The organism is Brevundimonas poindexterae (assembly GCF_020524625.1).
In the GTDB taxonomy this organism is placed as follows: Bacteria; Pseudomonadota; Alphaproteobacteria; order Caulobacterales; family Caulobacteraceae; genus Brevundimonas; species Brevundimonas poindexterae_A.
The window spans coordinates 88,982-112,053 of sequence record NZ_JAIVLL010000002.1; the positions used below are offsets into that span (position 1 = coordinate 88,982).

At 68.0% G+C, this 23,072-nt stretch carries 22 protein-coding genes; 13 read left to right on the plus strand and 9 right to left on the minus strand.

The features are described from left to right. Positions 1–335: 335 nt before the first annotated feature. Together LC068_RS06645 and LC068_RS06650 are read right to left on the minus strand one after the other, a co-directional pair. A complete protein-coding gene (locus LC068_RS06645; protein WP_226635661.1) occupies positions 336–2,741 on the minus strand; it encodes a PAS domain-containing protein in 2,406 nt (801 codons plus the stop codon). A gap of 67 nt (positions 2,742–2,808) precedes the next feature. Further along, on the minus strand, positions 2,809–3,282 hold the full coding sequence (locus LC068_RS06650) for a YcgN family cysteine cluster protein (RefSeq protein WP_226635663.1): 474 nt from the start codon (positions 3,280–3,282) through the stop codon (positions 2,809–2,811). Positions 3,283–3,408: 126 nt separating this feature from the next. On the opposite strand from LC068_RS06650, the gene LC068_RS06655 reads away from it, so the two are divergent. From LC068_RS06655 to LC068_RS06680, 6 genes are all read left to right on the plus strand, one after another. Then, positions 3,409–3,690, plus strand: a complete 282-nt coding sequence (locus tag LC068_RS06655; RefSeq protein ID WP_264182211.1) for an endonuclease domain-containing protein — start codon at positions 3,409–3,411, stop codon at positions 3,688–3,690. 104 nt (positions 3,691–3,794) lie between these two features. Further along, positions 3,795–5,633, plus strand: a complete 1,839-nt coding sequence (locus LC068_RS06660) for an ABC-F family ATP-binding cassette domain-containing protein (RefSeq protein WP_226637039.1) — start codon at positions 3,795–3,797, stop codon at positions 5,631–5,633. Between the two features lie 596 nt (positions 5,634–6,229). Beyond that, a complete protein-coding gene (locus LC068_RS06665; protein ID WP_226635667.1) occupies positions 6,230–6,802 on the plus strand; it encodes a hypothetical protein in 573 nt (190 codons plus the stop codon). A gap of 43 nt (positions 6,803–6,845) precedes the next feature. After that, positions 6,846–7,868 carry an ABC transporter substrate-binding protein gene (locus LC068_RS06670; protein WP_226635668.1) on the plus strand — a complete coding sequence of 341 codons (1,023 nt, stop codon included), beginning with the start codon at positions 6,846–6,848 and terminating at the stop codon, positions 7,866–7,868. Between the two features lie 87 nt (positions 7,869–7,955). After that, a complete protein-coding gene (locus LC068_RS06675; protein WP_226635669.1) occupies positions 7,956–8,933 on the plus strand; it encodes a hypothetical protein in 978 nt (325 codons plus the stop codon). Further along, the gene (locus LC068_RS06680) at positions 8,930–10,036 is read left to right on the plus strand and encodes a DUF2336 domain-containing protein (RefSeq protein WP_226635670.1); all 1,107 of its coding nucleotides are present in this window, start codon (positions 8,930–8,932) and stop codon (positions 10,034–10,036) included. Before LC068_RS06675 ends, LC068_RS06680 begins: the two co-directional genes overlap by 4 nt. A gap of 64 nt (positions 10,037–10,100) precedes the next feature. Here LC068_RS06680 and LC068_RS06685 read toward each other — a convergent pair whose 3' ends face one another. Together LC068_RS06685 and LC068_RS06690 are read right to left on the minus strand one after the other, a co-directional pair. Beyond that, on the minus strand, positions 10,101–10,529 hold the full coding sequence (locus LC068_RS06685; RefSeq protein WP_209118399.1) for a MucR family transcriptional regulator: 429 nt from the start codon (positions 10,527–10,529) through the stop codon (positions 10,101–10,103). A gap of 159 nt (positions 10,530–10,688) precedes the next feature. Then, positions 10,689–11,918, minus strand: coding sequence for a DUF2336 domain-containing protein (locus LC068_RS06690; RefSeq protein WP_226635671.1), 1,230 nt, complete (start codon positions 11,916–11,918; stop codon positions 10,689–10,691). 107 nt (positions 11,919–12,025) lie between these two features. Here LC068_RS06690 and LC068_RS06695 point away from each other — a divergent pair, with 107 nt between their 5' ends. Further along, positions 12,026–12,724 (plus strand): hypothetical protein, encoded by a 699-nt coding sequence (locus LC068_RS06695; RefSeq protein ID WP_226635672.1) that lies wholly within the window; start codon positions 12,026–12,028, stop codon positions 12,722–12,724. 15 nt (positions 12,725–12,739) lie between these two features. Here LC068_RS06695 and LC068_RS06700 read toward each other — a convergent pair whose 3' ends face one another. Together LC068_RS06700 and cysK are read right to left on the minus strand one after the other, a co-directional pair. Further along, positions 12,740–13,234: an NADAR family protein gene (locus LC068_RS06700; RefSeq protein WP_226635674.1), complete on the minus strand. Its 495-nt coding sequence runs from the start codon at positions 13,232–13,234 to the stop codon at positions 12,740–12,742. An 8-nt stretch (positions 13,235–13,242) separates the two neighbouring features. Beyond that, positions 13,243–14,232 (minus strand): cysteine synthase A, encoded by a 990-nt coding sequence (gene cysK / locus LC068_RS06705; RefSeq protein ID WP_404825200.1) that lies wholly within the window; start codon positions 14,230–14,232, stop codon positions 13,243–13,245. 208 nt (positions 14,233–14,440) lie between these two features. On the opposite strand from cysK, the gene fliI reads away from it, so the two are divergent. Genes fliI through LC068_RS06720 form a run of 3 tightly spaced genes read left to right on the plus strand, consistent with a single transcriptional unit; the run spans position 14,441 to position 17,262 of the window. Next, positions 14,441–15,790 (plus strand): flagellar protein export ATPase FliI, encoded by a 1,350-nt coding sequence (fliI, locus tag LC068_RS06710; protein ID WP_209118391.1) that lies wholly within the window; start codon positions 14,441–14,443, stop codon positions 15,788–15,790. Positions 15,791–15,794: 4 nt separating this feature from the next. Next, on the plus strand, positions 15,795–16,202 hold the full coding sequence (locus LC068_RS06715; protein WP_209118389.1) for a flagellar FliJ family protein: 408 nt from the start codon (positions 15,795–15,797) through the stop codon (positions 16,200–16,202). Next, a complete protein-coding gene (locus LC068_RS06720; protein ID WP_226635676.1) occupies positions 16,195–17,262 on the plus strand; it encodes an endo-1,4-beta-xylanase in 1,068 nt (355 codons plus the stop codon). The genes LC068_RS06715 and LC068_RS06720 overlap by 8 nt, the downstream gene beginning before the upstream one ends. Here LC068_RS06720 and LC068_RS06725 read toward each other — a convergent pair. Continuing rightward, positions 17,254–19,530 carry a glycoside hydrolase family 3 N-terminal domain-containing protein gene (locus LC068_RS06725; RefSeq protein WP_226635678.1) on the minus strand — a complete coding sequence of 759 codons (2,277 nt, stop codon included), beginning with the start codon at positions 19,528–19,530 and terminating at the stop codon, positions 17,254–17,256. The genes LC068_RS06720 and LC068_RS06725 overlap by 9 nt on opposite strands. Positions 19,531–19,706: 176 nt before the next feature. On the opposite strand from LC068_RS06725, the gene LC068_RS06730 reads away from it, so the two are divergent. Then, positions 19,707–20,147 carry a DUF2141 domain-containing protein gene (locus LC068_RS06730; RefSeq protein WP_226635680.1) on the plus strand — a complete coding sequence of 147 codons (441 nt, stop codon included), beginning with the start codon at positions 19,707–19,709 and terminating at the stop codon, positions 20,145–20,147. 76 nt (positions 20,148–20,223) lie between these two features. Here the strand turns inward: LC068_RS06730 and ctrA are convergent, their stop codons facing one another. Beyond that, positions 20,224–20,931 carry a response regulator transcription factor CtrA gene (gene ctrA, locus LC068_RS06735; protein ID WP_226635682.1) on the minus strand — a complete coding sequence of 236 codons (708 nt, stop codon included), beginning with the start codon at positions 20,929–20,931 and terminating at the stop codon, positions 20,224–20,226. Between the two features lie 477 nt (positions 20,932–21,408). Between ctrA and LC068_RS06740 the strand changes: the two genes are divergently transcribed. Together LC068_RS06740 and LC068_RS06745 are read left to right on the plus strand one after the other, a co-directional pair. Further along, positions 21,409–21,765, plus strand: coding sequence for a chromosomal replication initiator DnaA (locus LC068_RS06740; RefSeq protein ID WP_226635684.1), 357 nt, complete (start codon positions 21,409–21,411; stop codon positions 21,763–21,765). Next, entirely contained in the window at positions 21,762–22,490 is a 729-nt protein-coding gene (locus tag LC068_RS06745) for a DUF6456 domain-containing protein (protein WP_226635687.1), read from the plus strand. The genes LC068_RS06740 and LC068_RS06745 overlap by 4 nt, the downstream gene beginning before the upstream one ends. A 95-nt stretch (positions 22,491–22,585) precedes the next feature. Here LC068_RS06745 and LC068_RS06750 read toward each other — a convergent pair whose 3' ends face one another. Continuing rightward, positions 22,586–23,023 carry a SufE family protein gene (locus LC068_RS06750; protein WP_226635689.1) on the minus strand — a complete coding sequence of 146 codons (438 nt, stop codon included), beginning with the start codon at positions 23,021–23,023 and terminating at the stop codon, positions 22,586–22,588. Positions 23,024–23,072 lie beyond the last annotated feature (49 nt).

Consider the following 23,072-nt stretch of genomic DNA (forward strand, 5'->3'; position numbering starts at 1 on the left):
CCGGGCTCGCCCCGTCCCGCGCCACCGCCGTCGTCAGACTGCCGACCAGTTTTGCCGCCCGCGCCACGCTGGCAATCGCCCGCGCATGGCGGTCCAGCCCGGCCACATCCTCATGTGACAGGGGCACCTGCGGCAGCAGGTCTGCGATCCGCTCGATTTCCGAGTTGAGTATGGCGGTCAGGGCCGGGGCCCCGTCGTTTCCGCCGTCGTCGCTTTTTCCGGCCATGGATGAACCCTAGCCGACCAGCGTCCTCAGCCGCGCAAGTCGTCGCGACAAATATTCAAGCGGCTGTCTTCGCACCACTTTAGGGCGCCAGTCCGCATAGCTGCCGCTCTCAGCCCACCCGCGATACGGCCTCATCGGTCTGTGCGGCATCCATCAGGGCGCCGATGGTCTCCATCAGCTCGGCCACATGGATCGGCTTGCCGACATGGGCATCCATCCCCGCAGCCTGGCACACGGCCACCTGCTCCGGCTGCACATTGGCCGTCAGGGCGATGATCGGAACCTGCCCGGCAGGCCCGCTCATCGCGCGGATTTCGCGGGTCGCCGTCAGTCCGTCCATGACCGGCATATGGACGTCCATCAGCACGAGATCATAGGCACCGCTCCGGACCGCCTCGACCGCTTCGGCGCCGTTCTCGACCACATCCAGTGACAGGCCGAGGCCCCCCATGATGGCCGACACCAGCTCGCGGTTGGCCGGCGCGTCGTCGGCCATCAGGATGCGCAGGGCCCCGTCAACCTCCATCACCGCCGCCCGGTCGCCCGCTTGCACGCCTTCGTCCACGGCCTTCAGCGGCACCTCGAACCAGAAGGTCGAGCCCTCGCCCGGTCGGCTGTCGACACCGATCTCGCCGCCCATCATCTCGATCAGTCGGCGGGAGATCGCCAGACCCAGCCCGGTCCCCCCGAACGTGCGGGTGGTCGAGGCGTCGGCCTGGACAAAGCGTCGGAACAGCTTGGCGGCCTTTTCCGGACTGATCCCGATTCCGGTGTCCGAGACCGCCACCCTTAGCCACCCGTCATCATAACGCGCCGAAACCCGGACCTCGCCTTGCGAGGTGAACTTGACGGCATTGGACAGGAAGTTCAGCGCCACCTGTCTCAGGCGGCCTTCATCGCCGACCACACCCGGTGGCAGGCTGTCATCCAGCTCGTGGACCAGCCTCAGCCCCTTGGCCTCACACTGGCTTTCGACAATTCCTGCGGCGGCCTCGACCAGCCCCCTCGGATCGAACGGCGTCGGGTCCAGCCCCACCGCATCCGCCTCCAGCTTGGAATAGTCCAGAATATCGTTGATCACGCCCAGCAGGGCATCCGACGACGTGGCGATCCGGTCGACGTAGCGGCGCTCATCCGCCCCCAGCGCCTCAGACTTTTGCAGCAGGCCGGCAAAGCCGATGACGCTCGTCAGCGGGGTCCGCAGTTCGTGGCTCATATTGGCCAGGAATTCCGTCTTGGTGCGTGCCGCGGCCTCGGCCCGGTCGCGCTCGGCCTTCAGGTCGTCCTCAAGCGCCTTGGTCGCTGTGGCGTCGCGGATATTGTCCTGGATCTCGACGGGTCGGCCGTCCTCGTCCCACAGGATGCTGGGGTGGGCATCCATCCACTTGTAGCTACCGTCCTTGGCAATCGCGCGGTAGCGAAGCTGCGGCGACACGCCTCCCGGCCCCGCAGCGATGAATTCGGCATAGGCCGCCGCAATCCGCGCATGGTCTTCCGGGTGCATCACGTCCCAGGTCCGGCGCCCGACAAGGTCCTCGGGCGTCCAGCCCATGAGGCGCTCGATCGCCGGCGACAGATAGCTGAGCGTGCCGTCCATTCCGAAGACGGCGATCACATCATGGGTCCGCTCGGCCAGGGTCCGGAAGGCGCGCTCGCTCTCGGCCACGGCACGGTGACTGCGCTCCTGTTCCGTGACGTCCTGAAACACGCCGAACAGGGCTGCGACGGAGCCATCGGCATTCCTCAGGGTATCCGCATGGCTCATGACCCAGCGGATCTCGCCGTCCGCGCGACGCAGGCGAAGTCGCAACCTGAAGCCCTCGCCCGTCTCAAGGGCGTGCGCGACCGCCGCCTTCAGTACCGGCTGGTCGTCGGGGTGGTAAAAGGCCACCGCGTCACCATAGGTGGGATCAAAGGTCTCCCGGCTCACGCCATAGATGCGATAGACCTCGTCGGACCAGGTGACCTCCCGGGTCTCGCCGTCGAGGCGCCACTGCCCCACCCCCGCCATCTCCTCGGCCAGCCGCAGCAGATCCAGTCGCTCGGTCATGCGCCGCGACTCTTCGGCCCGCTCGAGGAAGTCGACCGCCAGGGCACCGGCCTGCGCCAGCCCGTCCATCTGGCTCTCGTCGAATTCGGGATGAGGGCGAACATCCATCACGCCGACCGCCCCGATGGCTTCCCCCGCCGCATTGCTGATGGTCGCTCCGGCAAAGAAGCGTAGATAAGGCTCCCCCACCACCATGGGGTGATGTTTCAAGGTCGGGTGTTCGCGCGCGTCGGGCACGATCAGGCTCGCCCCCGGCCCCTGCGCGACGAGGATGTCCGTCGCCGTCAGATCGCGCTGCATCTCTGCCGGACCCAGCGCGTCGGCCGGGCGCAGCCCGACGTTCGACCGGAACACGGTCTGGTGGCCGTCGATCACGGCAATCATCGCATGCGGCATGTCGTACAGCCGACAGACCATGGCGGTCAGCCGGTCGAGCGGAGAGTCCAGCTCGCGCGAGCCGGACATGATCGAGGCGCTCTTGCGGCGTTTTTCTCCCATCCGACAAGTGTCGGACAAAAAGCCGAAATTTTGGTTAGCGGCGACCGCCGGTATCCGGACCGCGTTCCGCCATCCACTCCGGCGCCTCATACGCCAGGGCGTCCTCCGGCTCGTCGAGGGTCAGTTCCGATACCGTCTGCCCGCGGATCGAAACCCCGGCCGTATGAACCGTTTCCGGATCGCCCGAGACCAGCGGATGCCAGTCCGCCAGACTCCGCCCCTCGGCCAGCCGCCGGTAGGCACAGGACAGCGGCATCCACTTCAGCTGCGCCACATTGCCCGGCGTCAGCTTGATACAGTCCGGCACATGCTGCTCCCGCTCCGCATAGTTGGAACAGGCGCAGGTCCCGGAATCGAACAGCTTGCAGTGCACCCTGGTCGGCACGACCTCGCCCGTGTCCTCGTCCTCGAACCGCACCAGACAGCACAGCCCGCACCCGTCACACAGCGCCTCCCATTCCTCGGGCGACATCTGTTCCAGGGTCTTCGTTTCCCAGAAGGGCTTCATCAGATCCTCCCCCGTGCAACGGGGGAGGGGGACCACGGAGTGGTGGAGGGGGCGAAAGCGTGCACTAACTGATCCATGAGAGCCCCGGTTCTTACCCAGAAACGTGCACGACGTCTCCGTCGGAAAATGTCGCTGCCGGAAGTTCTCCTCTGGCAGAGCCTACGGGGACGCGGCTTTCGTCGCCAGCACCCGGTCGTTCCCTTCATTCTCGACTACTTCTGCTCCAGCGCCCGCCTCGCCATCGAGGTCGATGGCCTCCAGCACGAGGCCCGAGCGGATCAGGATGCCAGGCGCGACGCACATCTTCTGGGTTTGGGCATCCAGACGCTTCGCATTCCCGCATCTGAAGTCCTGCGTGACCCTGACGGGGCGGCGGAGCGCATTCTGGGACATCTCAACACAGACTAGGGTGGAAACTCTCGACCGAACCCCTTAAGTCAGCCCTCGTTTCCGCCCCCTCCACCACGCCTTGCGTGGTCCCCCTCCCCCGCTGCGCAGGGGAGGATTCAGGTATAACCATGGCCGCGCGCCCTCCTCTTGTCGCCCTCAAGGACGTCCGTCTCCAGGACGGCCCCCGTCCCCTGTTCGAGGGGGTCGACATCGCCATCGAGCCGCGCACCCGCGCCTGCCTCGTCGGCCGCAACGGTGCCGGCAAATCGACCCTGATGAAGATCATCATGGGCCAGGTCGAACCCGACTCGGGCGAGCGGGCGGTCCAGTCCGGCATCCGCTTCGCCAATGTGCCCCAGGAACCCGTCATCACGGGCGACACCCTGCTCGACTATGCCACGTCTGGCGAAGCCGAGCCGTGGACGGCCGAGGCCTGGCTGGACACCTTCGGGCTCGATCCGGCCAAGCCGGCGGTCAATCTGTCGGGGGGCGAGATCCGCCGCGCCGCCCTGGCCAAGGCCTTCGCCGAAGAGCCCGACCTCATGCTCCTCGACGAGCCGACCAACCACCTCGACATCCTCGCCATCGAAAAGCTGGAAGAAGAGCTGATCTCGGCCCGCTGCGCCGTACTGGTCGTCAGCCACGACCGCGCCTTCCTCAACCGCGTCACCCAGACCTGCCACTGGCTGGAGGGCCGCCGCGTCCGCAGCCTCAACAAGAGTTTCAACGCCTTCGACGAATGGGCCACCAAGGTCACCGAGGGAGAGGCCGAGTCGCTGCGCCGCCTGTCGAAGACGATCGAGCGCGAGACCGAGACCTTCTACCGCTCTATCACCGCCCGTCGTACCCGCAACGAGGGCCGGGCCCGGTCGCTGGCGGCTCTGCGGGCCGAGCGCGCCGAACGGCTGAAGGATGTGCCGCGCGACCTGCAGCTCGGCGTCGACTCCGGCGCCCTGTCGGGCAAGCTGGTCGCCGACCTCAAGGGCGTCTCCAAGACCTTCGGCGACCGTACTGTCATCAAGCCCTTCACCACCCGCATCGTCCGCGGCGACCGGCTCGCCATCGTCGGCCCCAACGGCGCGGGCAAGACCACCCTGGTCAAGATCCTGCTCGGTGAGCTCGCTCCCGACCAGGGCACGGTCAAGCTCGGCGCCAACCTCGAGCCGGTCTATCTCGACCAGTCCCGCGAGGGGCTGCGCTCTGACACGACCCTGTGGGACGCGCTCACCCCCGGCGGCGGCGACTCCATCCTCGTGCGCGGCGTGTCCAAACACGTCGCCGCCTATGCCAAGGACTTCCTGTTCCAGGAGGGCCAGCTGCGCCAGCCGATCTCCACCCTGTCGGGCGGCGAGCGTAACCGGCTGCTTCTGGCCCGGGCGCTGGCCAAGCCGGCCAACATGCTGGTGCTCGACGAACCGACCAACGACCTCGACATGGACACGCTCGACAAGCTGGAAGAGCTGCTCGAGTCCTATGACGGCACCTTGATCCTCGTCAGCCACGACCGCGATTTCGTCGACCGCCTCGCCACCTCGACCATCGCTATGAACGGCCGCGGCGACATCGTCGAGACGCCCGGTGGCTGGACCGACTTCATCCGCCAGAACCCCGGCTTCCTGCAGGCCGGCGTCAACCCGCGCCCCCAGGACGCCGAGGCCGCCCGGCGCGCGGCCGCAAACCCCGCCCCCGCCAGCGGGACGGCCCCTGCGGCGCCGAAGAAGCCTGCCAAACTTTCGTTCAAGGACGCGCATCGGCTCAAGGAGATCGAGGGCCTGATGGAAACCCTGCCCGCCGACATCGCCCGCCACGACGCCACATTGGCCGATCCCGACCTCTACGCCCGCGATCCCAAGGCCTTCGACCGTGCCATGACCAACGCCGCCCGCGCCCGGGCCCAGCTTGAGGCAATCGAGGCCGAATGGCTGGAACTGGAAGAAAAGAAGGCCGCGCTCGAAGGCTGATCTGGATTCTGTGGACGGATCAAATCGCTGAATTTTCGTAGCTTCGGGACACTGTCCCCAGACTGTCCCCGACTTATGCACCGGACGGGGCGGAAATCCCCACAGGGCGGGCATTTCGGGCGCTTGCCGAATAGCGGATTTCGTCGGAACGTCAACGGGCCGAGGGACACGGCAGCGCGGAAAACCGGGGAGACCCGGGGCTCAAGGCGAACCGGTCCGGCTCTCGGATCCCGCGTAACGGGCGATCTCCGGATCGTAACGGACGCGGGACCGGATCAAGGCTTCGAGGCAGGGTTTCGGCCCGCACCCCGGGGAACCGGATCGGGATCGGAAGACGGCGCAGGCCAGACCTGCGGGACGCTACCGGACCAGAGCCGCAGGATACAGCCGACCGTCACCGGGGTTCGCTCCGCTGACGCCCAGGCCAGGGTCCCGACCTCAATGGCCAAGTCCAACCCGGACTTGGCGAGGGCACGAAGCGCAACGGTTCGACCGGGCGGTTCGTGCCCTCGCTCAATTCCGGCCCAGGCTTTCCGGCCCTTCCCCCGTGCTGCTTGCGATGACAGACTGCCGTTCGACCAGAACGGGAGACCTTCATGCGCCTGACCCTCGCGCTCGCCGCCGCCCTCGCCATCCCGGCCCTGATGCCGGACGCGGCTCAGGCCCAGGAACGCCCCCCGGCCTACACCAATGCCGAGGCCTGCCTCCGGGACCGCGCCGCCGACGCCGTGGCCGCCGGCAGCGGAGCCGCCGACGCTGCGAATTTCCTGCTCAACTATCTCTGTGCCGAACAGGTCAGCTATGCGACGGCCTATGAGAACAATTCCCTGATCATGACGGCCTTCGACGGCATGTCCTCCCTGATCGCTTCAGAGGAAGAAGAACAGTTCGCCCACGCTGATGAAACATATGTGGCCGTCGACCTTTCGGGTGCGCCCGTACAGGAAGAGGCGGGTCATATCGACGAGTTTTCCATCAACCCGTTCGAGAATATGTACGTCGACCCGGTGACCGGAGAGATGAAGACGTCGGACCCTGACATGGCGATGTCAACCATGATGCCTGTAATGAGCCAGTTCATGGGCAGCCAGATGGGTGGATTGAATGGCCAGCCCCCGCTGTTCCTCCGCGTCTTTGCCGGCGAACTCGTTCTCCAGCAGCGGCGCTGACCCGTCCCTTTCCTTCGCGGGATTCCCCCCCTAAACCATGGCCATGCGCCGCCCGCCCGTCCGCCCTGTCCTGCTGAACCGTCGTGCCGTGCTGGCCGGCGGCGTGGCGATCGGAACGGCGGCCGGTCTCGCGGCCTGTGGCAACTCCGAACCCCCGGTGGACGAGAATGGCCGCGTGCGCCTGCGCCTCGTGGTCGACGGTCCCGCCACGGTGGATCTGGGCGGCTTCTACCAGGCGCTTGCGACCGGCCTCTATGAGGCCCGGGATCTCAACGTCCAGCTGGTCCGCCCCGGCTTCGGGCAGGACGTGCCCCGCGCGCTCGCGACCGGCCGGGCCGAGCTGGGCCTTGTCGACGACGGCTTCATCCCGCTTCGCCTTGTCGAGGAGGGCGCGCCCGTAAAGGCCGTCGCCGCCTTCTTCCAGACCTCGCCGCGGGCCCTGATCTCCCACGCCCCGGTCGACAGTGCGGGTCCCCCTCCTCCCCCTTCAGCGGTTCAGGTGGCCAATGCCGACCGCGACACCCTCTGGCCCTGGATGCAGGCCCGTCTCGGGTATTCCGACGACGAGCTTGCCGACCATGACCTCGACGCCTTCCTCGCCGATCCCCGGGCCGTCATGCTCGGCCACGTCGCCCGCGAACCCGTCCACATCGCCGCAGCTGAAGGGCCCGCGACCACCGTCCGCTTGCTGGCCGAGGACGGCTTTGCCTCGTACGGCGACCTGCTGCTCGCTCCCACGGCGTTCGCCCGCGACAATGAGGCGGCGCTCCGGGCGTTCATCGCGGCCTCGATTGAAGGATGGAAGGACTACGTCAACGGCGATCCGGAACCGGCCCACGCCCTGATCCGCAAGGCTCTTCGCGGTCGGGGAGACGAGACTCTCGGCGCCGCACACGACGCGCTTCGCGCGGCTGCCATCGTCACCGGGGGCGATCCCTCTGCCGGCATCGGCACCATGTCCGAAGCGCGCTGGCAGGCCTTCTTCGACGGCGCCGTCGAGGCCGGTCTGGCACAGCCCGAGCTGGCGTGGCGCGACGCCTGGACCCCGCTCTATATACCGGCCTGATCAGCTTCAGGTTTCGGTCGGCTGTTAGCGGGCGATTAAACCTGGGCCGCCTAGGGTTGTCGCATGCCAGACCTGCCGGAGTGCGGAATGCCACGCGACCCAGCCATTTTCCCGACGGCGCATGCCTGTCACGGGCTCGGCGCGACCGCGGCCCTGCTGCTCGGTGTGCTGGTCGGACCGGCCATGGTTCAGGCCCAGGATGCCCCGGCGCTCCGATATCTCGACTGGAACGGTCGCCCGGCGCCGGTCGCCATGGCCCGCGCCGAAACGCCGGCCGCGCGGGGCGATATCCCGGCCCTGCGCCCGGTCTCGCCCGTCATTCCCCATGCGGGGACCCAGTCCTACGCCTCGGTGCCCGAGCTGCGACCGGCCACGCCCAGCCTGCCCCTGCGCACCATTCGCGCCGACGGTCGCCCCGGCCTGACCCCGGCCGACGCCTTCTTCGCAGCCCCGCAGAGCGTGCCGGTGTCGGCACCGCGTCCCCCTGCGCCACAGCCTGTGCGCACCCCGGTTGTTGAGGCTCGCCCGGTCGCCTCGTCCGCGCCGCCAGTGCGACAGGCTCCGCCCCCCGCACCGGTCGAGCGCCCGGCTCCGCAGCCGGTGCCGCAGACTGTGCCGACGCCCGCCCCCACCCCTGCCCCGACGCGTCCGGCAGAATGGGCGGATGACCCCATGGCCCCCCGTGCGGATGCGCCCATCTGGTCGGTCGGCCAGTCCCGACAGGCCCCGGCTGCCGCCGCCGCGCCCGCCCCGGCCCCGGCCGCGTCGCCACCGGTCGCCCCGGGGACCCAGCCGCAGCCCACCTACCCGACCGAGCGCACGCCGCAGGCTGCCTCCCAGGGGGCCCGCTACTACTCCGTCCACCGCCAGAATGGCCGTCAGCCCGACCGGACGCCCATGCCGGAGCAGGTCTATCTCGACGCCCTGCCGATCGAGATGGAGGAAACGCCCGTCTCGCCGTCCATGGCCCGCCCGCCCGAGCCGCCCCAGCTGGTCCGCAATCCGGACGGCACGGTGCGCCGCACCACGGGGGAATCGGCCCGCAGCGCCGGGGCACGCCAATGACGGCCATGGAGTCCGAGGGCGCCGTCCAGTCGCGCCTGCCCGATCTGATCGCCATGGCGCGCGAGCCGTCCAGCGAGAAGCGCCGCGCCCTGCTGCGTGAGCTGACCGACGTCTTCTTTGGTACCGACACCCACAGCTCGACCGAGACGGATCTGTACGGCACCGTCCTCGCCGAACTTTCGGCCGAAATGGAAACCGCCGTCCGGGCGGAGCTGGCCCAGCGCTTCGCCGCGACTGCCGCGGCCCCTCGCGCCCTGATCCGCCGCCTCGCCAACGACGAGGCCGAGGTGGCGACGCCGGTCCTGACCAGTTCCCCGGTCCTGACCGACGGCGACCTGATCGAGGTCGCCCGCACCCGGGGCCAGGATCACCTGCGCGCCGTCTCTGCCCGCAAGGATGTGTCCGAGGCCGTGTCGGATGCCATCGTCGACCACGGCGATGACGAGACGCTCGAGCGCCTGCTGTCGAACGAAGGGGCCCAGCTGTCCCGTGCCGCCAGCGAAAAGGCTGTGGAGCGCGCCCGCGCCAATCCGGCGCTGCATGCCGCCACAGTCGAGCGCAAGGCCCTGCCGCCGGACCTGCTGAACGAGATGTATTTCATCGTCGAGGCGCGCCTCCGGCACACCATCCTCGAGCGCAACGCCCGGCTCGACCCGGCTGTCCTCGAAAGCGCGCTGGAGGCCGGGCGGACCCGCCTCGCCACCCAGGACGGGGCCCTGCCGGCCGACTATGCCGAGAGCCTCGCCTATGTCGAGGAACTCCACGCGGCCAATCAGCTGACGCCCCAGATGCTGGCGCGCTTCCTGCGCTCGGGCGGCCGGACCTGCTTCCTGATCGCCCTGGCCCAGCTGGCCGAGATTGATTTCCACACCGCCCGCCAGATCATCGAGCGGTGCGACCTCGATGCCCTGGCCGTGGTCTGCCGCTCCGCCGGTCTGGATCGAGCCCTGTTCCTGACCTACGCCGTGGTCCTGTTGAACAACGACGGCTCGGCCATGGCCAAGGCCCACAGCTACGGACGGATGTACGAGGAGCTGGCGCCCGACGCCGCCCGCCGCACCCTCCGCTTCTGGCGCATGCGCCGAGAGGCCCGCGCCGCCTGACCCCACACAGCAAAAGGCCCGCCGGATCGCTCCGGCGGGCCGATTTGTCTCTTGAGGCTCTGCCTTACTTCTTGGCGCGGGCAGTACGGGCCGGCTTACGGCCGCCCTGGCCCAGTCCCATCTGCTTGGCCAGTTCCGAACGGGCCTTGGCATAGTTGGGTGCGACCATCGGGTAGTCCTTGGGCAGGCCCCACTTCGACCGGTATTCCTCCGGGCTCATGTCGTATTTGGTGCGCAGGTGACGCTTCAGCGACTTGAACTTGCGACCGTCTTCCAGACAGATCAGATAGTCCGGCGTGATCGACTTGCGGATCGGCACGGCCGGATCCTTGACTTCCGGCTCCGGCTCGGGACCGTCACCCGACAGCTGCGACAGGGTCGAATGGATCGACCCGATCAGGGCAGGAACGGCTTCCGGCGGCAGAATGTTGTTGCTGACATAGGCGGAAATGATGTCCGCCGTCATTTCAAGCAGCTCGGCTTTTTCTTCCATCGATCATCCAGACGTTTACAGAGCGAGGCGATACAACCTTGCAGGAATCGCCCCTGATGGCGCGCTGATAGAACAATCGGCGTGATCGCGCAATTGTCAGGACCGCTTTTCTGAATTGAAGCGACGCTATTAAGCTCAATCAAGACGCGTGGCGCGAAACTAGCGCCCGAAATCTTGGGCCAGCGCCATCATCGCCGTGCGTTCCGGCATGGAGTATTCATCGACCTCGTCGGTCTCTCCGTCCCGGATGGCTTTCAGCAGGGCGGGCGTCATGGCCGAGGTCAGCGACCAGTTCCAGTACCGCAGTACCGTTTGCGCCCGGTCGACCGCCAGCATTTCAAAGGTCGTCTGCACCCGCTCCCAGGTCGGATCCACGCGCCCGTCCGGCAAGGTCTCGGGCCGTTTCATCGAACGCCACAGCGCCGTCAGATACTGCCGGTCCAGCCCCGTCGCCTTGCACAGGATAGCCACCGGTTCGCCGCCGGGATCACCCAGGATCTTGGCGCCGGTCAGCGGTTTCACCCCGGAGAGGTAAGCGATCTCGGCCGCCGACTCGCGGCCCATGCCCGCGCGCTCGATCTGCACGATGGCGTCTTCCAGGCTGTCGTACGGGCTCTTGTCGATGGCACCGCGGTTGCGCTGCCGCCGCTCGATGAACTGCAGCGCCTTGCGCGACACCGGGTCCTGCCAGCCTTCCGCGGCGGCGAGGGCGAAGATGTCCTCGGACACCTCCTGCATCACCTCCCGCGACACGGCAAAGCGCTGCAGGATGGTGCGCCGGTCCTGCGCATTGCACCACCAGAACATCACATAGGCGCCCGATGGTCTCAGCTCCGGCCGCCGCAACAGGTGTTCGCACAGCTTCGGCTGGTTGCGGCTCAGCGCCACCGCCATCTCGATCGCCGTCTGGGACAGGCGCGCGGTCGTGTTGCGCAGCAGCGCCTCGACCACATCGGCATGCGCACCCTCAATCAGCACCTCGGACACCACCTCCGAGACCCCGCGCCGGGCGGCGATCAGGATGTGGTGGTCATGGCTGGTATCGCGGGCACACGACAACAGGTCCGCGTCCGTCAGACCCGCGCAATTCTCGATCAGCACCCCGGCCACGGCCGGCTCATCCCGGAGCAGCAACCGCATCAGGCCGTTCGGCAGCTCCGACAGCGGCGCCAGCCGATGGGCCATCTTCATCCGGTCGGACGGGGTCGCCAGACGCGCCATCTCGACCAGCAGATCGCCGGTCACAGCCCGCTCGAATGCATTGATCCGGCTGGTCGGCAGGGACACCACATCCGCCAGCCGCTTCAGCAGGGCATGGCGCGCCTTCCAGGTCGAGTCCGACCCGGCCTCGGGCGCACCATCCTGCGGGCTGGTAAGGGGCTGGGTCATGTCGATCCAATCCTCGCCGGGTTCGGTTAACCGCCGGTCAAGACGCCCCGCGTCATGGCTCTTGCACCCTTCGGCCCGCTGGGCTTTGAAGAGGCGGGGGGCACGTCATGAACGACCGGGGACTGCATGAGCTGAGCGAGGACGCCACTGGCTTCGGCCGCGCGGAATGGCGAACCCTGCGCGACAGCCTGATCCGCCCGCGCGCCCTGCTTGAAACCTATATGGTCGAGGGCCCCGATGGCGGCGGCCACTATGCCCGGCCGCTCCGGCTGTATCTGACCCTGTGCGGCCTGCTGATGCTGGTGCTGTTCCTGAAGGGAGGAACCGGCATCTATCTCGAGGCCTTCCCGGCAGAGGCGATCGAGCCGGTGATCGAGGCCTCGGGCAAGTCTCGCGAGGGCTTCATTGCCGACGCCGACAACTGGATGAGCCTGACCATGGTGCCCATCCTCCTGACCGTCTACGCCCTGGTCTGCGCGCCGCTGCTTCGCTGGTGGGACCCTGACGACCTCGGCTGGCGCCGGGCCTTTCGGGCCACATTCGCCTTTCTGAACGCCCTCACCATCCTGAGCCTGCCGCTCAGCCCGTTCGCCTTTGATCCGGCTTTCAGCGGCTACTGGCTGCTGTTCCTGCTGGTCGCCAGCGTCATCACCTTCCTGCGGATGGGGGGCGGACGCTGGTACCAGTCCTGGGGTCCGGGCGTGGCCAAGGGGGTAGCCCTGACCCTCGCCATCCAGATTTTCGCCTCCCTCGGCATCCTGCCCATCATCGGCATCGGCCTTCTGGCCGGGCTCTACGCGCCCTAGAACCCCGGCCAAGGCTCAGACCTGGTCGCGGACCAGAGTCAGAACGCGGCCCAGCAGGTTTCTGCCCTTCCAGGCTCCGGGATCGTGATTCCCGGGGTCGTCGAGCGCCAGGCCGTTTCCCCAGTTCCAGTCGCGCGGATTGGCCTCGACCAGCATGGCCGGAGCCGTGGCCTTCAACTGGCGGCCGGCTCCTTCGTTCTGGCTGAACTTGGCCAGATTGCCCTGATGCACGATGCGCACCCTGTGAACGCGCCAGACGTCGTCGTCGAAGCCCGAGACGGTCTGACCCAGTCGCTTCTGCACGGCCGGGTCGTCCGTGGCCATAATGGCAGATGCAACCCCGTGGTCCGCAAACAGTCGCGCCTTCTGCACCATCATCCACTGCTCGGCATTGACGAAGGTCTCGTCCCCGAGAGTGAAGCGCGTGGGATGCCACTGGCTGAACACCCCCTTGATGAAGGGATGGAACTGACTGAACGCCTCAGGGTCGGGCAGATCCTCTTCCCTCATAGGACGCCCTACAGCCCCTCGAACAACGCCGTGGACAGATAGCGTTCGGCAAAGCTCGGGATGATGACGACGATCGTCTTGCCGGCATTCTCGTCGCGGGCAGCCTGGCGGAAGGCGGCTGTCAGGGCGGCGCCCGAGCTGATGCCGACGGTCAGTCCCTCGGTGCGGGCCGCGCGCCGGGCCATGTCGAAGGCCTCGTCATTGCTGACCTGTTCCACGGAATCGATCACGTCCCGGTCGACGATGGAGGGCACAAAGCCGGCGCCGATACCCTGGATCTTGTGCGGCCCGGGTTCGCCTCCGGACAGGACCGGCGAGTCGTTGGGCTCAACCGCCACCATCTGCACCGACGGCTTCTTCGCCTTCAGCACCTGGCCCACGCCCGTGATCGTGCCTCCGGTCCCGACCCCGGCGATCACCATGTCCACGGCCCCGTCGGTGTCCGCCCAGATCTCCTCGGCGGTCGAGACCCGGTGGATGGCGGGATTGGCGGGATTGTCGAACTGGGCCGGCGAGACCGCGCCGGGGGTGCGCTCCAGCAGATCCTGGGCCATGGCGATGGCGCCCTTCATCCCCTTGTCCGCCGGCGTCAGCACCAGTTCCGCGCCCAGCAGCGCCAGCATCTTGCGGCGCTCCATCGACATGCTCTCGGGCATTACCAGGATCAGGCGATAGCCCTTGGCCGCCGCCACGAAGGCCAGGGCGATGCCGGTATTGCCGCTGGTCGGCTCGATCAGCACCGCACCGGGCTTGAGCTTGCCGGCCTGTTCCAGCGCCTCGATCATCGCCAGTCCGATGCGGTCCTTCACCGAGCTCAGCGGATTGAAGAACTCCAGCTTGGCCAGCACCCGGGCTTTCGGGGACAGCTCGGCCGACAGCCGCGGCAGTTCGACCAGCGGCGTGTCCCCGATGGTCTCGAGGATCGAGCCATAGACCTTGCCGCGACCGGCGCGGGCGTGGCGGGACATGTCGGGCGAAGCGGGGATGGAACCGGTCATGGGGGAGGTCTCCGGACTCGAAAAAGGCCTCTTCAGATCGGCACGATCCGCCGTCATGCAAGGGCTACGGGCGATCTGTAAGCCGACCTCAGGGCGAGATACAGGAAAGGGCAGCACCGACCCACAGCCCACTCCTGCTGCGGGCCGGAAATTAGTCAATCGTTAACCACGTTGGCCGATGGCTGGAGGCCAGCTTCCGGGGCCCGCCTTGCAATCTCTCGTCGCCGCAGTCCAGGCCGTCGATCCCCTTGTCGTTACCGGCAAGGTTGCTGGGGTGAGCGGCCTGCTGATCGAGTCGCGCGGCGGACTGACGCGACTGGCGGTCGGCGCCCGGGCCGAGATCGAGCGCCATGGCCTGCCCCCCCTGCCCGCCGAGGTCGTCGGCTTTCGCGAGGCCAAGGCCCTGCTGATGCCCTTCGGCCCGGTCGAGGGCGTGGCCCCCGGCGCCGACATCCGGATCGTGGAGACCGCCGGCGTGGTCCGCCCCACCGCCGCCTGGCTGGGCCGCATCGTCAATGCCTTCGGCCAGCCGATCGACGGCAAGGGCCCGCTGGAACAGGGGTCGCGCTCCTATGCACTCAGGGCCGGACCACCCCCGGCCCACACCCGGGGCCGCGTCGGTCATCGCCTCGACACCGGGGTGCGCGCGCTGGACGTCTTCGCCACCACCTGCCGCGGCCAGCGGATGGGCATCTTCGCGGGCTCCGGCGTCGGCAAGTCGGTGCTGCTGTCCATGCTGGCCCGCCGCGCCGAGTGCGATGCCGTGGTGGTCGGCCTGATCGGTGAGCGGGGCCGCGAGGTCCGCGAGTTCATTGAGGAGACCCTGGGGCCCGAGGGTCTGGCCCGCGCCATCGTGGTCGTGGCGACCTCGGACGAGCCCGCCCTCACCCGGCGCCAGGCCGCCTATATGACCCTGGCCTGCGCGGAATATCTGCGCGATCAGGGCAAGCAGGTCCTGTGCCTGATGGACTCGGTCACCCGGTTCGCCATGGCCCAGCGCGAGATCGGCCTCGCCGCCGGTGAACCCCCGACCACCAAGGGCTACACCCCCACGGTCTTCTCCGAACTGCCCAAGCTGCTGGAGCGGGCCGGCCCCGGGCCCGTCCATGCCGACGGGCGGCCCACGGGCGCCATCACCGCCCTGTTCACTGTGCTGGTGGACGGCGGCGATCACGACGAGCCCATCGCCGACGCGGTGCGCGGGATCCTGGACGGCCACATCGTCATGGACCGCAAGATCGCCGAGCGTGGCCGTTTCCCCGCCATCGATGTGCTGAAATCCGTCAGCCGGACCCTGCCGGGGTGCCAGACGCCGCCCGAGCAGGAACTGAACCGCCGGGCCCGCCAGTGCCTGAGCGCCTATGCCAATATGGAAGAGCTGATCAAGATCGGGGCCTATCGCGCCGGCGCCGATCCGATCACCGACCGGGCCATCGCCCTCAATCCGGCGCTGGAAGCCTTCCTGTCCCAGAAACCTGAGGAGGTCTGCGATCTTGCGACCGCCTTTAGTCATCTGGAAAGCATTCTGAACCAAGGTCTGGCAGAGCGAGTGGAGTGACGTCATGACCACCTGGGCCCGGTCCCTGATCCGCATCTCGACCTATGAGGTCGAAACCCTTCAGAAGCGCCTGGCCGAGATCGGTTCTCGCCGCGCCTCCGCTGAAATGCGACTGGCCGTTCTGGATGCCGAGGTCGAGCTCGAGCGCGAGCGGGCCCGCAGCGATACCGATGCCAACATGCTGCTGCAGGCCTATCTGGACGGCTGGAAGCACCGCAAATCCACCGCCCAGGCCGACCTGGGCCAGCTCGAGGCCGAGGAAGAAGGCGCCCGCGACGCCCTGACCGGCGCCTTCGAGGAACTCAAGAAATTCGAGCACGTGGCCGAGATCTCCCGGCTGGAGCGCCTGGCTGCCGCCGAGCGCCGCGAAGCCGCCGCCTTCGACGCCCTCGGCCTCAGGCGCCGTGCCTGATTTCCGGCTGACCCGCAGGCATCTGCTGGCATCCCCGCTGGCCCTCGCCGCCTGTGGCAGCGCCCCCTCCACCCCACCGCTCGGCCCCGTCAGTCCCCTGAAGGATCTGGCGCCCTGCCCCGTCGGCGTCTGCGGCATGTCGGGACAGTTCGACGACGCCGGCTGGCGCGACGTGGTGCTGACCCATTTCTCCCAGTTCACGCCCGAGTGGGAAATGAAGATGGAGGCGATCCTCAGGCCGGATCGCAGCCTCGACTTCACCCTCGCCGACCGGTGCGCGGACTTCGCCACCGATAGCGGCCTGCGCCTGCACGGCCATGCCCTGATCTGGTACTCGCAAGGGGCCGAGGCTTTCGCCGGCCTCGACCGCAAGACCCTTGCCGCCGACTACGACCGCTACATCCGCGAGGTCGTCACCCGCTATCGCGGCCGGACCGTGGGCTGGGACGTGGTCAATGAGGCGGTGGCCGAGGACGGCGACGGCCTGCGAAGCCACCACTGGTCCGAGGGGCTGGGGGACATCGACCACATCCGCCGGGCCTTCGACGTCGCACACGAGGCGGATCCCGACGCGGTCCTGTTCCTCAACGACTACAATCTGGAAAACCTGCCCCGGAAGGGCGCGACCTTCCTTGGACTGGTCGATAAGCTGTTGAAGGCTGGCACGCCGCTGGGCGGCATCGGCAGCCAGTCCCATCTGGATATCGACATCCCTGACGGACAGATCACGGCCTTCCTGCGCGAGGCGGGAGCCTTCGGCCTGCCCGTCCATGTGTCGGAACTGGATGCCTCGCTCCGCTCCGACAGCCGCATCGACCTCCGCAGCGCGGGCGAACGCCAGGCCCGCCAGATCGCCCGGGTCACCGAACTGGCCGAGGCCTTCATGGCCCTGCCGCCGGGCCAGCGCTATGCCTTCACCGTCTGGGGCGCGCGCGATACCGACAGCTGGCTCCGCCGCGACGAACGCGACGACGGGCGCGACAGTCCGCTGCTGTTCGATGCCTCCGGCACCGCGACCCCGCTCTATGACGCGGTCGCCGGGGCCCTGGCCTCAGGCTGAGGCGGCGTCGCCGGCCAGCAGTTCGAACGTGCCTTCCAGGCCGCTTTCGGCATTCGGCCCGATCCAGACCGTGAACCGGCCCGGTTCGACCGTCCATGACAGCTCACGCCCGATGAACATAAGGTCGCGCCGCGTCAGGGTGAAGCGCACCCGTGCGCTCTGCCCCGGCTCCAGCCGCACGCGCTGGAAGCCCTTCAGCTGCCGGATCGGCCGGGTCACACTGGCCGCCCGGTCGTGGATGTACAGCTGCGCCAGCTCCTCGGCTGCCCGGTCGCCCCGGTTGGTAATCGTGGCCGACACCTCCAGCTCGCCGTCCCACGCCAGGGTGCCGTCGCCGACGTCCAGTCCTTCATAGACCGGATCGCCATAGGTCAGGCCGTGGCCGAACGGCCATTCGGCGACGTTCAGCGTCTCGCGGTAGCGCGCCTTGAACTCCTCGCCGTGCTCCAGCGACAACGGCGGCCGCCCGGTGACCTTGCGGTCATAGTGGAAGGGCGACTGGCCGGTATGGCGCGGAAAGCTGATCGGCAGGCGGCCGCTGGGCGCGTGCGCGCCGAACAGCACATCGGCCAGGGCATGGCCGGTTTCAACGCCCAGGAACCAGCCGACGACCAGAGCCTGTGCCTGCTTCGCGGTCTCGTCCAGCACCAGGGCCCGGCCGCACTTCAGCACCAGAACCACGGGCTTGCCGACCGCCATCACCGCCGCGATCAGATCACGCTGGGGCTCGGGAATGCAGATGTCGATGCGCGACTGGGCCTCGCCCGACATGCGCTCACCCTCGCCGACCACCATGACGACGACATCGGCGCCCCGGGCTGCTTCGACCGCCGCCTCGATCCCGCCCTCCAGCGGGGCTTCGGCCTCGGAGCCCCGCACGACCGTCAGGTTCGCAGGGTCGTCCATGGCGGCGCGGAAGCCTTCGTCGACCGGCACCGCATAAGCCGGGTCCCCGAACAGCACCCACGGCCCGTTCAGATGGTCGCGGCCCTCGGCGAAGGGACCGATCAGGGCGATCTTGCGGTCGCGCCGGAGCGGCAGCACCCCGCCCTCATTCTTCAGCATCACGATCGACTTGCGACCGGCCTCGCGCGCCAGGTCCCGATAGCGGGGCTGGTCATTGGCCTCGACCCGCTCGGGCGACAGCCGTCCGTAGGGATCGTCGAACAGGCCCAGCTGCGCCTTGAGTGTCAGCACCCGGCGCACCGCCACATCGACGTCGGCCTCGGCGATCACGCCCGAGCGCACCAAGTCCGGCAGATGCTCGGCATAGAGGTTGCTGCTCATGCTCATGTCGACGCCGCCCTGGAAGGCCAGCCGCGCCGCGTCGCGCTCGTCCTCGGCCAGGCCGTGGGCGATCAGCTCGAAGTCACCGGTGTAGTCCGAGACGACAAAGCCCTCGAAGCCCCACTCGCTCCGCAGCACATCCTTCATCAGCCAGGCATTGGCGTGGGCCGGAACCCCGGCCACATCATTGAAGGCCGCCATGGTCGAAAGGGCGCCGGCCTCGAAGGCCGCCTGGAACGGCGGGAAGTGGATTTCGCGGAGCGTGCGCTCGGAAACATCAACGCTGTTGTAGTCGAGGCCGCCTGTTCCGGCGCCATAGCCCGCCAGATGCTTGGGCGTGGCCAGCATGGCGCCGGCATCCGCCAGACCCCTGTCCCCCTGGAATCCCTCTACCCGGGCGACCGCGAGGGTGCAGCCCAGCAGCACATCCTCGCCACCACCCTCGACGCCCCGGCCCCAGCGGGCGTCGCGCGAGATGTCGACCATTGGCGCGAAATTCCAGGCGATCCCGGTGGCGGTCGCCTCTTCCGCAGCGGCCCGGGCCGTCCGACGGGCGAGATCGGCGTCAAAGGCGGCGGCTTCGGCCAGCGGCACGGGGAAGATGGTGCGGAAGCCATGGATGACGTCGGCGGCGAGCAGCAGGGGGATCCCCAGACGGGACTCCTCGACCGCCACGGTCTGCATGCGGCGGTGCCAGTCGGCCGAGTCGCCATTGAACACCGCGCCGAGACGGCCCTCGCGCACAGCCTGGGCCTGTTCCTCGATCGACCCGGGCACGGCGGCGGGGTTGGCGGCATTGGCCGGAGCCGGTGCCAGCGCCGCCGGCATGATGGTCAGCTGCCCGGCCTTTTCCTCCAGCGTCATGGCCGAGATCAGGCTCTCGATCCGCTCCGCATGGGGCGCCGCCTTGCCTGCCGTTCCGGGCCGGGTCGCTTCCGACGACAGGCGGGCTTCGGACGTGCGGGAGGCGGGAAATGACATCAGGCAGGCACTCGCGTGTAATCGGTTACACCGTCATAGCCGAGACCGTTCCGCACGGGAACCTCAACCACGACCCGCTCTGGGGAAAAGGCACAACCCGCCTGTCGCGTGCCGGCCTTGCGTCCATCTACTTTGTATATTAAAGTGCTTGGCGAGTTACCCAACCGGAGATTTCCATGCGCCTGCCCCTCTTGTCCTCCCTCGCGGTCGCGGCCGCCTGCCTGGCCCTGCCGGCCACCGCCCTTGCCCAGTCCGCCGATGTGCGCGTCACCCTGACCGGTGTCGAGGCCCGCGGCGGTCATATGCTGGCGACCCTGTCCAGCCAGCAGACCTTCATGGTCGCCCACGGCGAGTACACCGCCAAAACCGAAGTGAACGAGGCCGGAGAGGTCTATCTGGTCTTCACCGACGTCGCGCCGGGGACCTACGCCCTGATGGTCATGCATGACGCCAACGACAATGAGCAGTTCGATATGAGCCCGTCCGGCATGCCGGCCGAAGGTTTCGCCTTCTCCAGCGGCGGCACCCCCATCATGGGGATTCCCAGCTTCGACGCCCTGAAGTTCACGGTGGGGTCGGAGGACATCCTGATGACCGAGGCCATGACCTACTTCTGATCGGCCCGGCCCGGAATGACAAAGGCCCGCCCCGGGAAACCGGAGCGGGCCTTTTTGCTGTCTTGTCAGGCGAGGATCAGGCCGCGGCGCTGACCGAGCCCGAGCCTTCCTGCGGATCGCGCAGCACATAGCCACGGCCCCAGACGGTTTCGATGTAGTGCTTGCCGCCCGCAGCCGTCGCCAGCTTCTTGCGCAGCTTGCAGATGAAGACGTCGATGATCTTCAGCTCGGGTTCGTCCATGCCGCCGTACAGGTGGTTCAGGAACATTTCCTTGGTCAGGGTCGTGCCCTTGCGGAGCGAGAGCAGCTCCAGCATCTGGTATTCCTTGCCGGTCAGGTGCACGCGGTGCCCGTCGACCTCGACCGTCTTGGCGTCCAGGTTCACGGCGATCTCGCCGGTGTGGATGATGGCCTGGGCGTGACCCTTGGAGCGACGCACCACGGCGTGCACCCGGGCGACCAGTTCGTCCTTGTGGAAGGGCTTGGTCATATAGTCGTCGGCGCCGCCGCCGAACGTCTTGACCTTGGTTTCGATCTCGCTGGTGCCCGACAGGATCATGACCGGGGTGTTGACCTTGCCCACGCGCAGCTGACGCAGAACCTCGATGCCGTTCATGTCGGGCAGGTTGAGGTCCAGAAGGATCAGGTCGTAGTCATAGATCTTGCCCAGATCGATGCCTTCCTCACCGAGATCGGTGGTGTAGACATTGAAGCCTTCGGACTTGAGCATCAGCTCGATGCTCTGGGCCGTGGCGTGATCGTCTTCAATCAACAGGACGCGCATGATTGCCCTCCGCGGCAAAGCTTGACTGTGGTCCTGTCGCAGCACGCACAGGTAACCTTGTTCCGACGTTAACGGTCCAAAACCTTAAGAACAGTTAACGTCACCCCCCAAAGCCTGATCCGGAAAAGTGTGAAGCGGTTTTCCGGTCGGATCAGGCTTCAGGAGAAACCCGGCCCTTGATTCACGGTGTCGGAGACCGCTTGCGCGCTCCCCTCGACCGATCAAGGGCTAGAGGCGAATCGTAGGCTGATTTGCGAATCGGCGTCGAGAGTCCGCGAGTCAAGCGCGTGAAATTTTTGCGGGAGCCCCCGCCTGGTCCGCCTGGCCGGGCCGACATGCCCGCGAAATCGCGGGCCGGCACCGTCGGTCGCAGCGGCCCCTGCGACCCAATCTGACGTATGTTAGGTATTATTTCCTATCTCGACCGGGCGCGGCCTCATCCTTCCGGTCTGAACCCCTGAGAGAAAGGAAAGGGCCATGAGCCAGACCTACCGCGTTCCCGTGACCGAAGCCGACCGTATCCGTGCAGGGCTGGCCCTTCATCTGATTGCGGCCTGCACCGGCGTCAGTGCCGAGCAGATGCGCGGACCGGACCGCCTCAACCCCCGCGCCTGCCGCGCCCGATGGCTGGCGCTATACCTCGCCTATGTCGCCTATGGCTGGCCGCTGGAGCGGGTCGGTCACGCCTTCGGCGTCAACCGGGCCACGGTATCCAGCGCCTGCCGCTGGGCGGAGGACGCCCGCGACCGCCCCGCCCTCGACACTCTGCTCGACCGGCTGGAGGCCTTCGCCCAAGGCCTGCTGGGCGACGCCCCCGTGGCCCTGCCCCGATGAGCGGTACGGTCGACAGCGCCCGTCTGGCGCGGGCCCGGCGCCTCCTGGCCGACAAGGCGGCGTGGATCGAGCAGCAGCCCACTGGCTCCTACGCCATGCGTCTCGTCCCCGACCGGCGATCGCGCGTGGTGATGCGGCTCACCGAGGCCGAGTTCGTGGCGCTGACCCACAGCCCCGGATTGGCGGTTCGTACCGGGGGCGGCTGGCAGGTCCGGCGCGCCGTGCGACCCGACACGTCGGGCACACCCGGCGGTGCACCGGGCCGGATCGAGGCGCTGGAGCCCCGGCTGCTGCCCGACGGCACCCGGCTTCCCGTGCGGGTCAATCAGGGCGACAGCGCCATCGCCTGGCTGGCCCGGCGCCGCGATGCGGCCGGCCGGCCCTGGCTGAGCCCTCAGGAGGTGGCCGCAGGTCTCCGCCTGACCCGCGATGCGGAACTGGCCCTCAAGGGACCCTCGCTGACCCAGCGCTGGGATGCCCTGCCCCGGTCGGGCGGTGGTACGGCCGCCCGGGTCGAGCCGGGTCACGCCGCCCTGGCCGCCGGTCGCCGCGTCGCCGCAGCGCTCGAAGCGGCCGGCCCGCGCCTGTCGCCCATGCTGGACGCCGTCTGTATCCGGGGATCGGCGCTTCAGGCCGCCGAGGGCCAGCTGGGTCTCCGGCGCAGACAGGGCAAGACGGTGCTGAAGCAGGCGCTGCAGGCCCTGGTCGATCACTATGCCGGGTGACCGGCAGGGTGTCGTTCCAGACTATTCAGACGGTTCAGACCATTCAGACTGTAGTTTTTCACCGTCTGAATTCGCCGAACCGCCAAGACACGGGTTCAACCGGCGGGCGCCAGCGCCGCCTCGCGGATCCGGCCGACCATCTGGTTCAGGCCATTAGCGCGCTGGCGGGTCAGGGCCTGCGGCAGGCCCAGCGCGTCGAGCGCCGCGCGCGCGTCAAAGTCGAGGATCTCGGCCCGCGTCCGCCCGGAATAGAGGCTGAGCAGCAGGGCAATATTGCCCTTGGAGATGGCGCTGTCGGAATCGGCCCGAAACCACAGGCGCTCGCCCCCGTCCTCGACCGCCAGCCAGACGCGCGCCGCGCAGCCCGGCACCAGATTGGCCTCCAGCCGATCCGCATCGGGCAGCGGATCCAGCCCCTGCCCCAGTTCGATCACATAGGCGAGGCGCTGCTCCCAGTCGCCGAGCAGGTCAAAGGAGTCCTTGAGATCGGCGAGGACTTCGTCGAGTGATTCGGTGGGAACGGGCGGCGACATGGCTCTGGAATAGGTCTGTCCACCCCTCATCGCAATCAGGGGCTGTCCG

Bases quoted from the DNA above. Each gene is read 5' to 3' on its own strand.
- cysK (WP_404825200.1), bottom strand. From the start codon at position 14,232: ATGACCGGTTCCATCCCCGCTTCGCCCGACATGTCCCGCCACGCCCGC.
- LC068_RS06690 (WP_226635671.1), bottom strand. From the start codon at position 11,918: ATGACCCAGCCCCTTACCAGCCCGCAGGATGGTGCGCCCGAGGCCGGG.
- LC068_RS06715 (WP_209118389.1), top strand. From the start codon at position 15,795: ATGACCACCTGGGCCCGGTCCCTGATCCGCATCTCGACCTATGAGGTC.
- LC068_RS06670 (WP_226635668.1), top strand. From the start codon at position 6,846: ATGCGCCGCCCGCCCGTCCGCCCTGTCCTGCTGAACCGTCGTGCCGTG.
- LC068_RS06685 (WP_209118399.1), bottom strand. From the start codon at position 10,529: ATGGAAGAAAAAGCCGAGCTGCTTGAAATGACGGCGGACATCATTTCC.
- LC068_RS06675 (WP_226635669.1), top strand. From the start codon at position 7,956: ATGCCACGCGACCCAGCCATTTTCCCGACGGCGCATGCCTGTCACGGG.
- LC068_RS06680 (WP_226635670.1), top strand. From the start codon at position 8,930: ATGACGGCCATGGAGTCCGAGGGCGCCGTCCAGTCGCGCCTGCCCGAT.
- LC068_RS06745 (WP_226635687.1), top strand. From the start codon at position 21,762: ATGAGCGGTACGGTCGACAGCGCCCGTCTGGCGCGGGCCCGGCGCCTC.
- LC068_RS06740 (WP_226635684.1), top strand. From the start codon at position 21,409: ATGAGCCAGACCTACCGCGTTCCCGTGACCGAAGCCGACCGTATCCGT.
- LC068_RS06655 (WP_264182211.1), top strand. From the start codon at position 3,409: ATGTCGCTGCCGGAAGTTCTCCTCTGGCAGAGCCTACGGGGACGCGGC.
- ctrA (WP_226635682.1), bottom strand. From the start codon at position 20,931: ATGCGCGTCCTGTTGATTGAAGACGATCACGCCACGGCCCAGAGCATC.
- LC068_RS06725 (WP_226635678.1), bottom strand. From the start codon at position 19,530: ATGTCATTTCCCGCCTCCCGCACGTCCGAAGCCCGCCTGTCGTCGGAA.
- LC068_RS06695 (WP_226635672.1), top strand. From the start codon at position 12,026: ATGAACGACCGGGGACTGCATGAGCTGAGCGAGGACGCCACTGGCTTC.
- LC068_RS06700 (WP_226635674.1), bottom strand. From the start codon at position 13,234: ATGAGGGAAGAGGATCTGCCCGACCCTGAGGCGTTCAGTCAGTTCCAT.
- LC068_RS06730 (WP_226635680.1), top strand. From the start codon at position 19,707: ATGCGCCTGCCCCTCTTGTCCTCCCTCGCGGTCGCGGCCGCCTGCCTG.
- LC068_RS06665 (WP_226635667.1), top strand. From the start codon at position 6,230: ATGCGCCTGACCCTCGCGCTCGCCGCCGCCCTCGCCATCCCGGCCCTG.
- LC068_RS06650 (WP_226635663.1), bottom strand. From the start codon at position 3,282: ATGAAGCCCTTCTGGGAAACGAAGACCCTGGAACAGATGTCGCCCGAG.
- LC068_RS06645 (WP_226635661.1), bottom strand. From the start codon at position 2,741: ATGTCCGGCTCGCGCGAGCTGGACTCTCCGCTCGACCGGCTGACCGCC.
- LC068_RS06750 (WP_226635689.1), bottom strand. From the start codon at position 23,023: ATGTCGCCGCCCGTTCCCACCGAATCACTCGACGAAGTCCTCGCCGAT.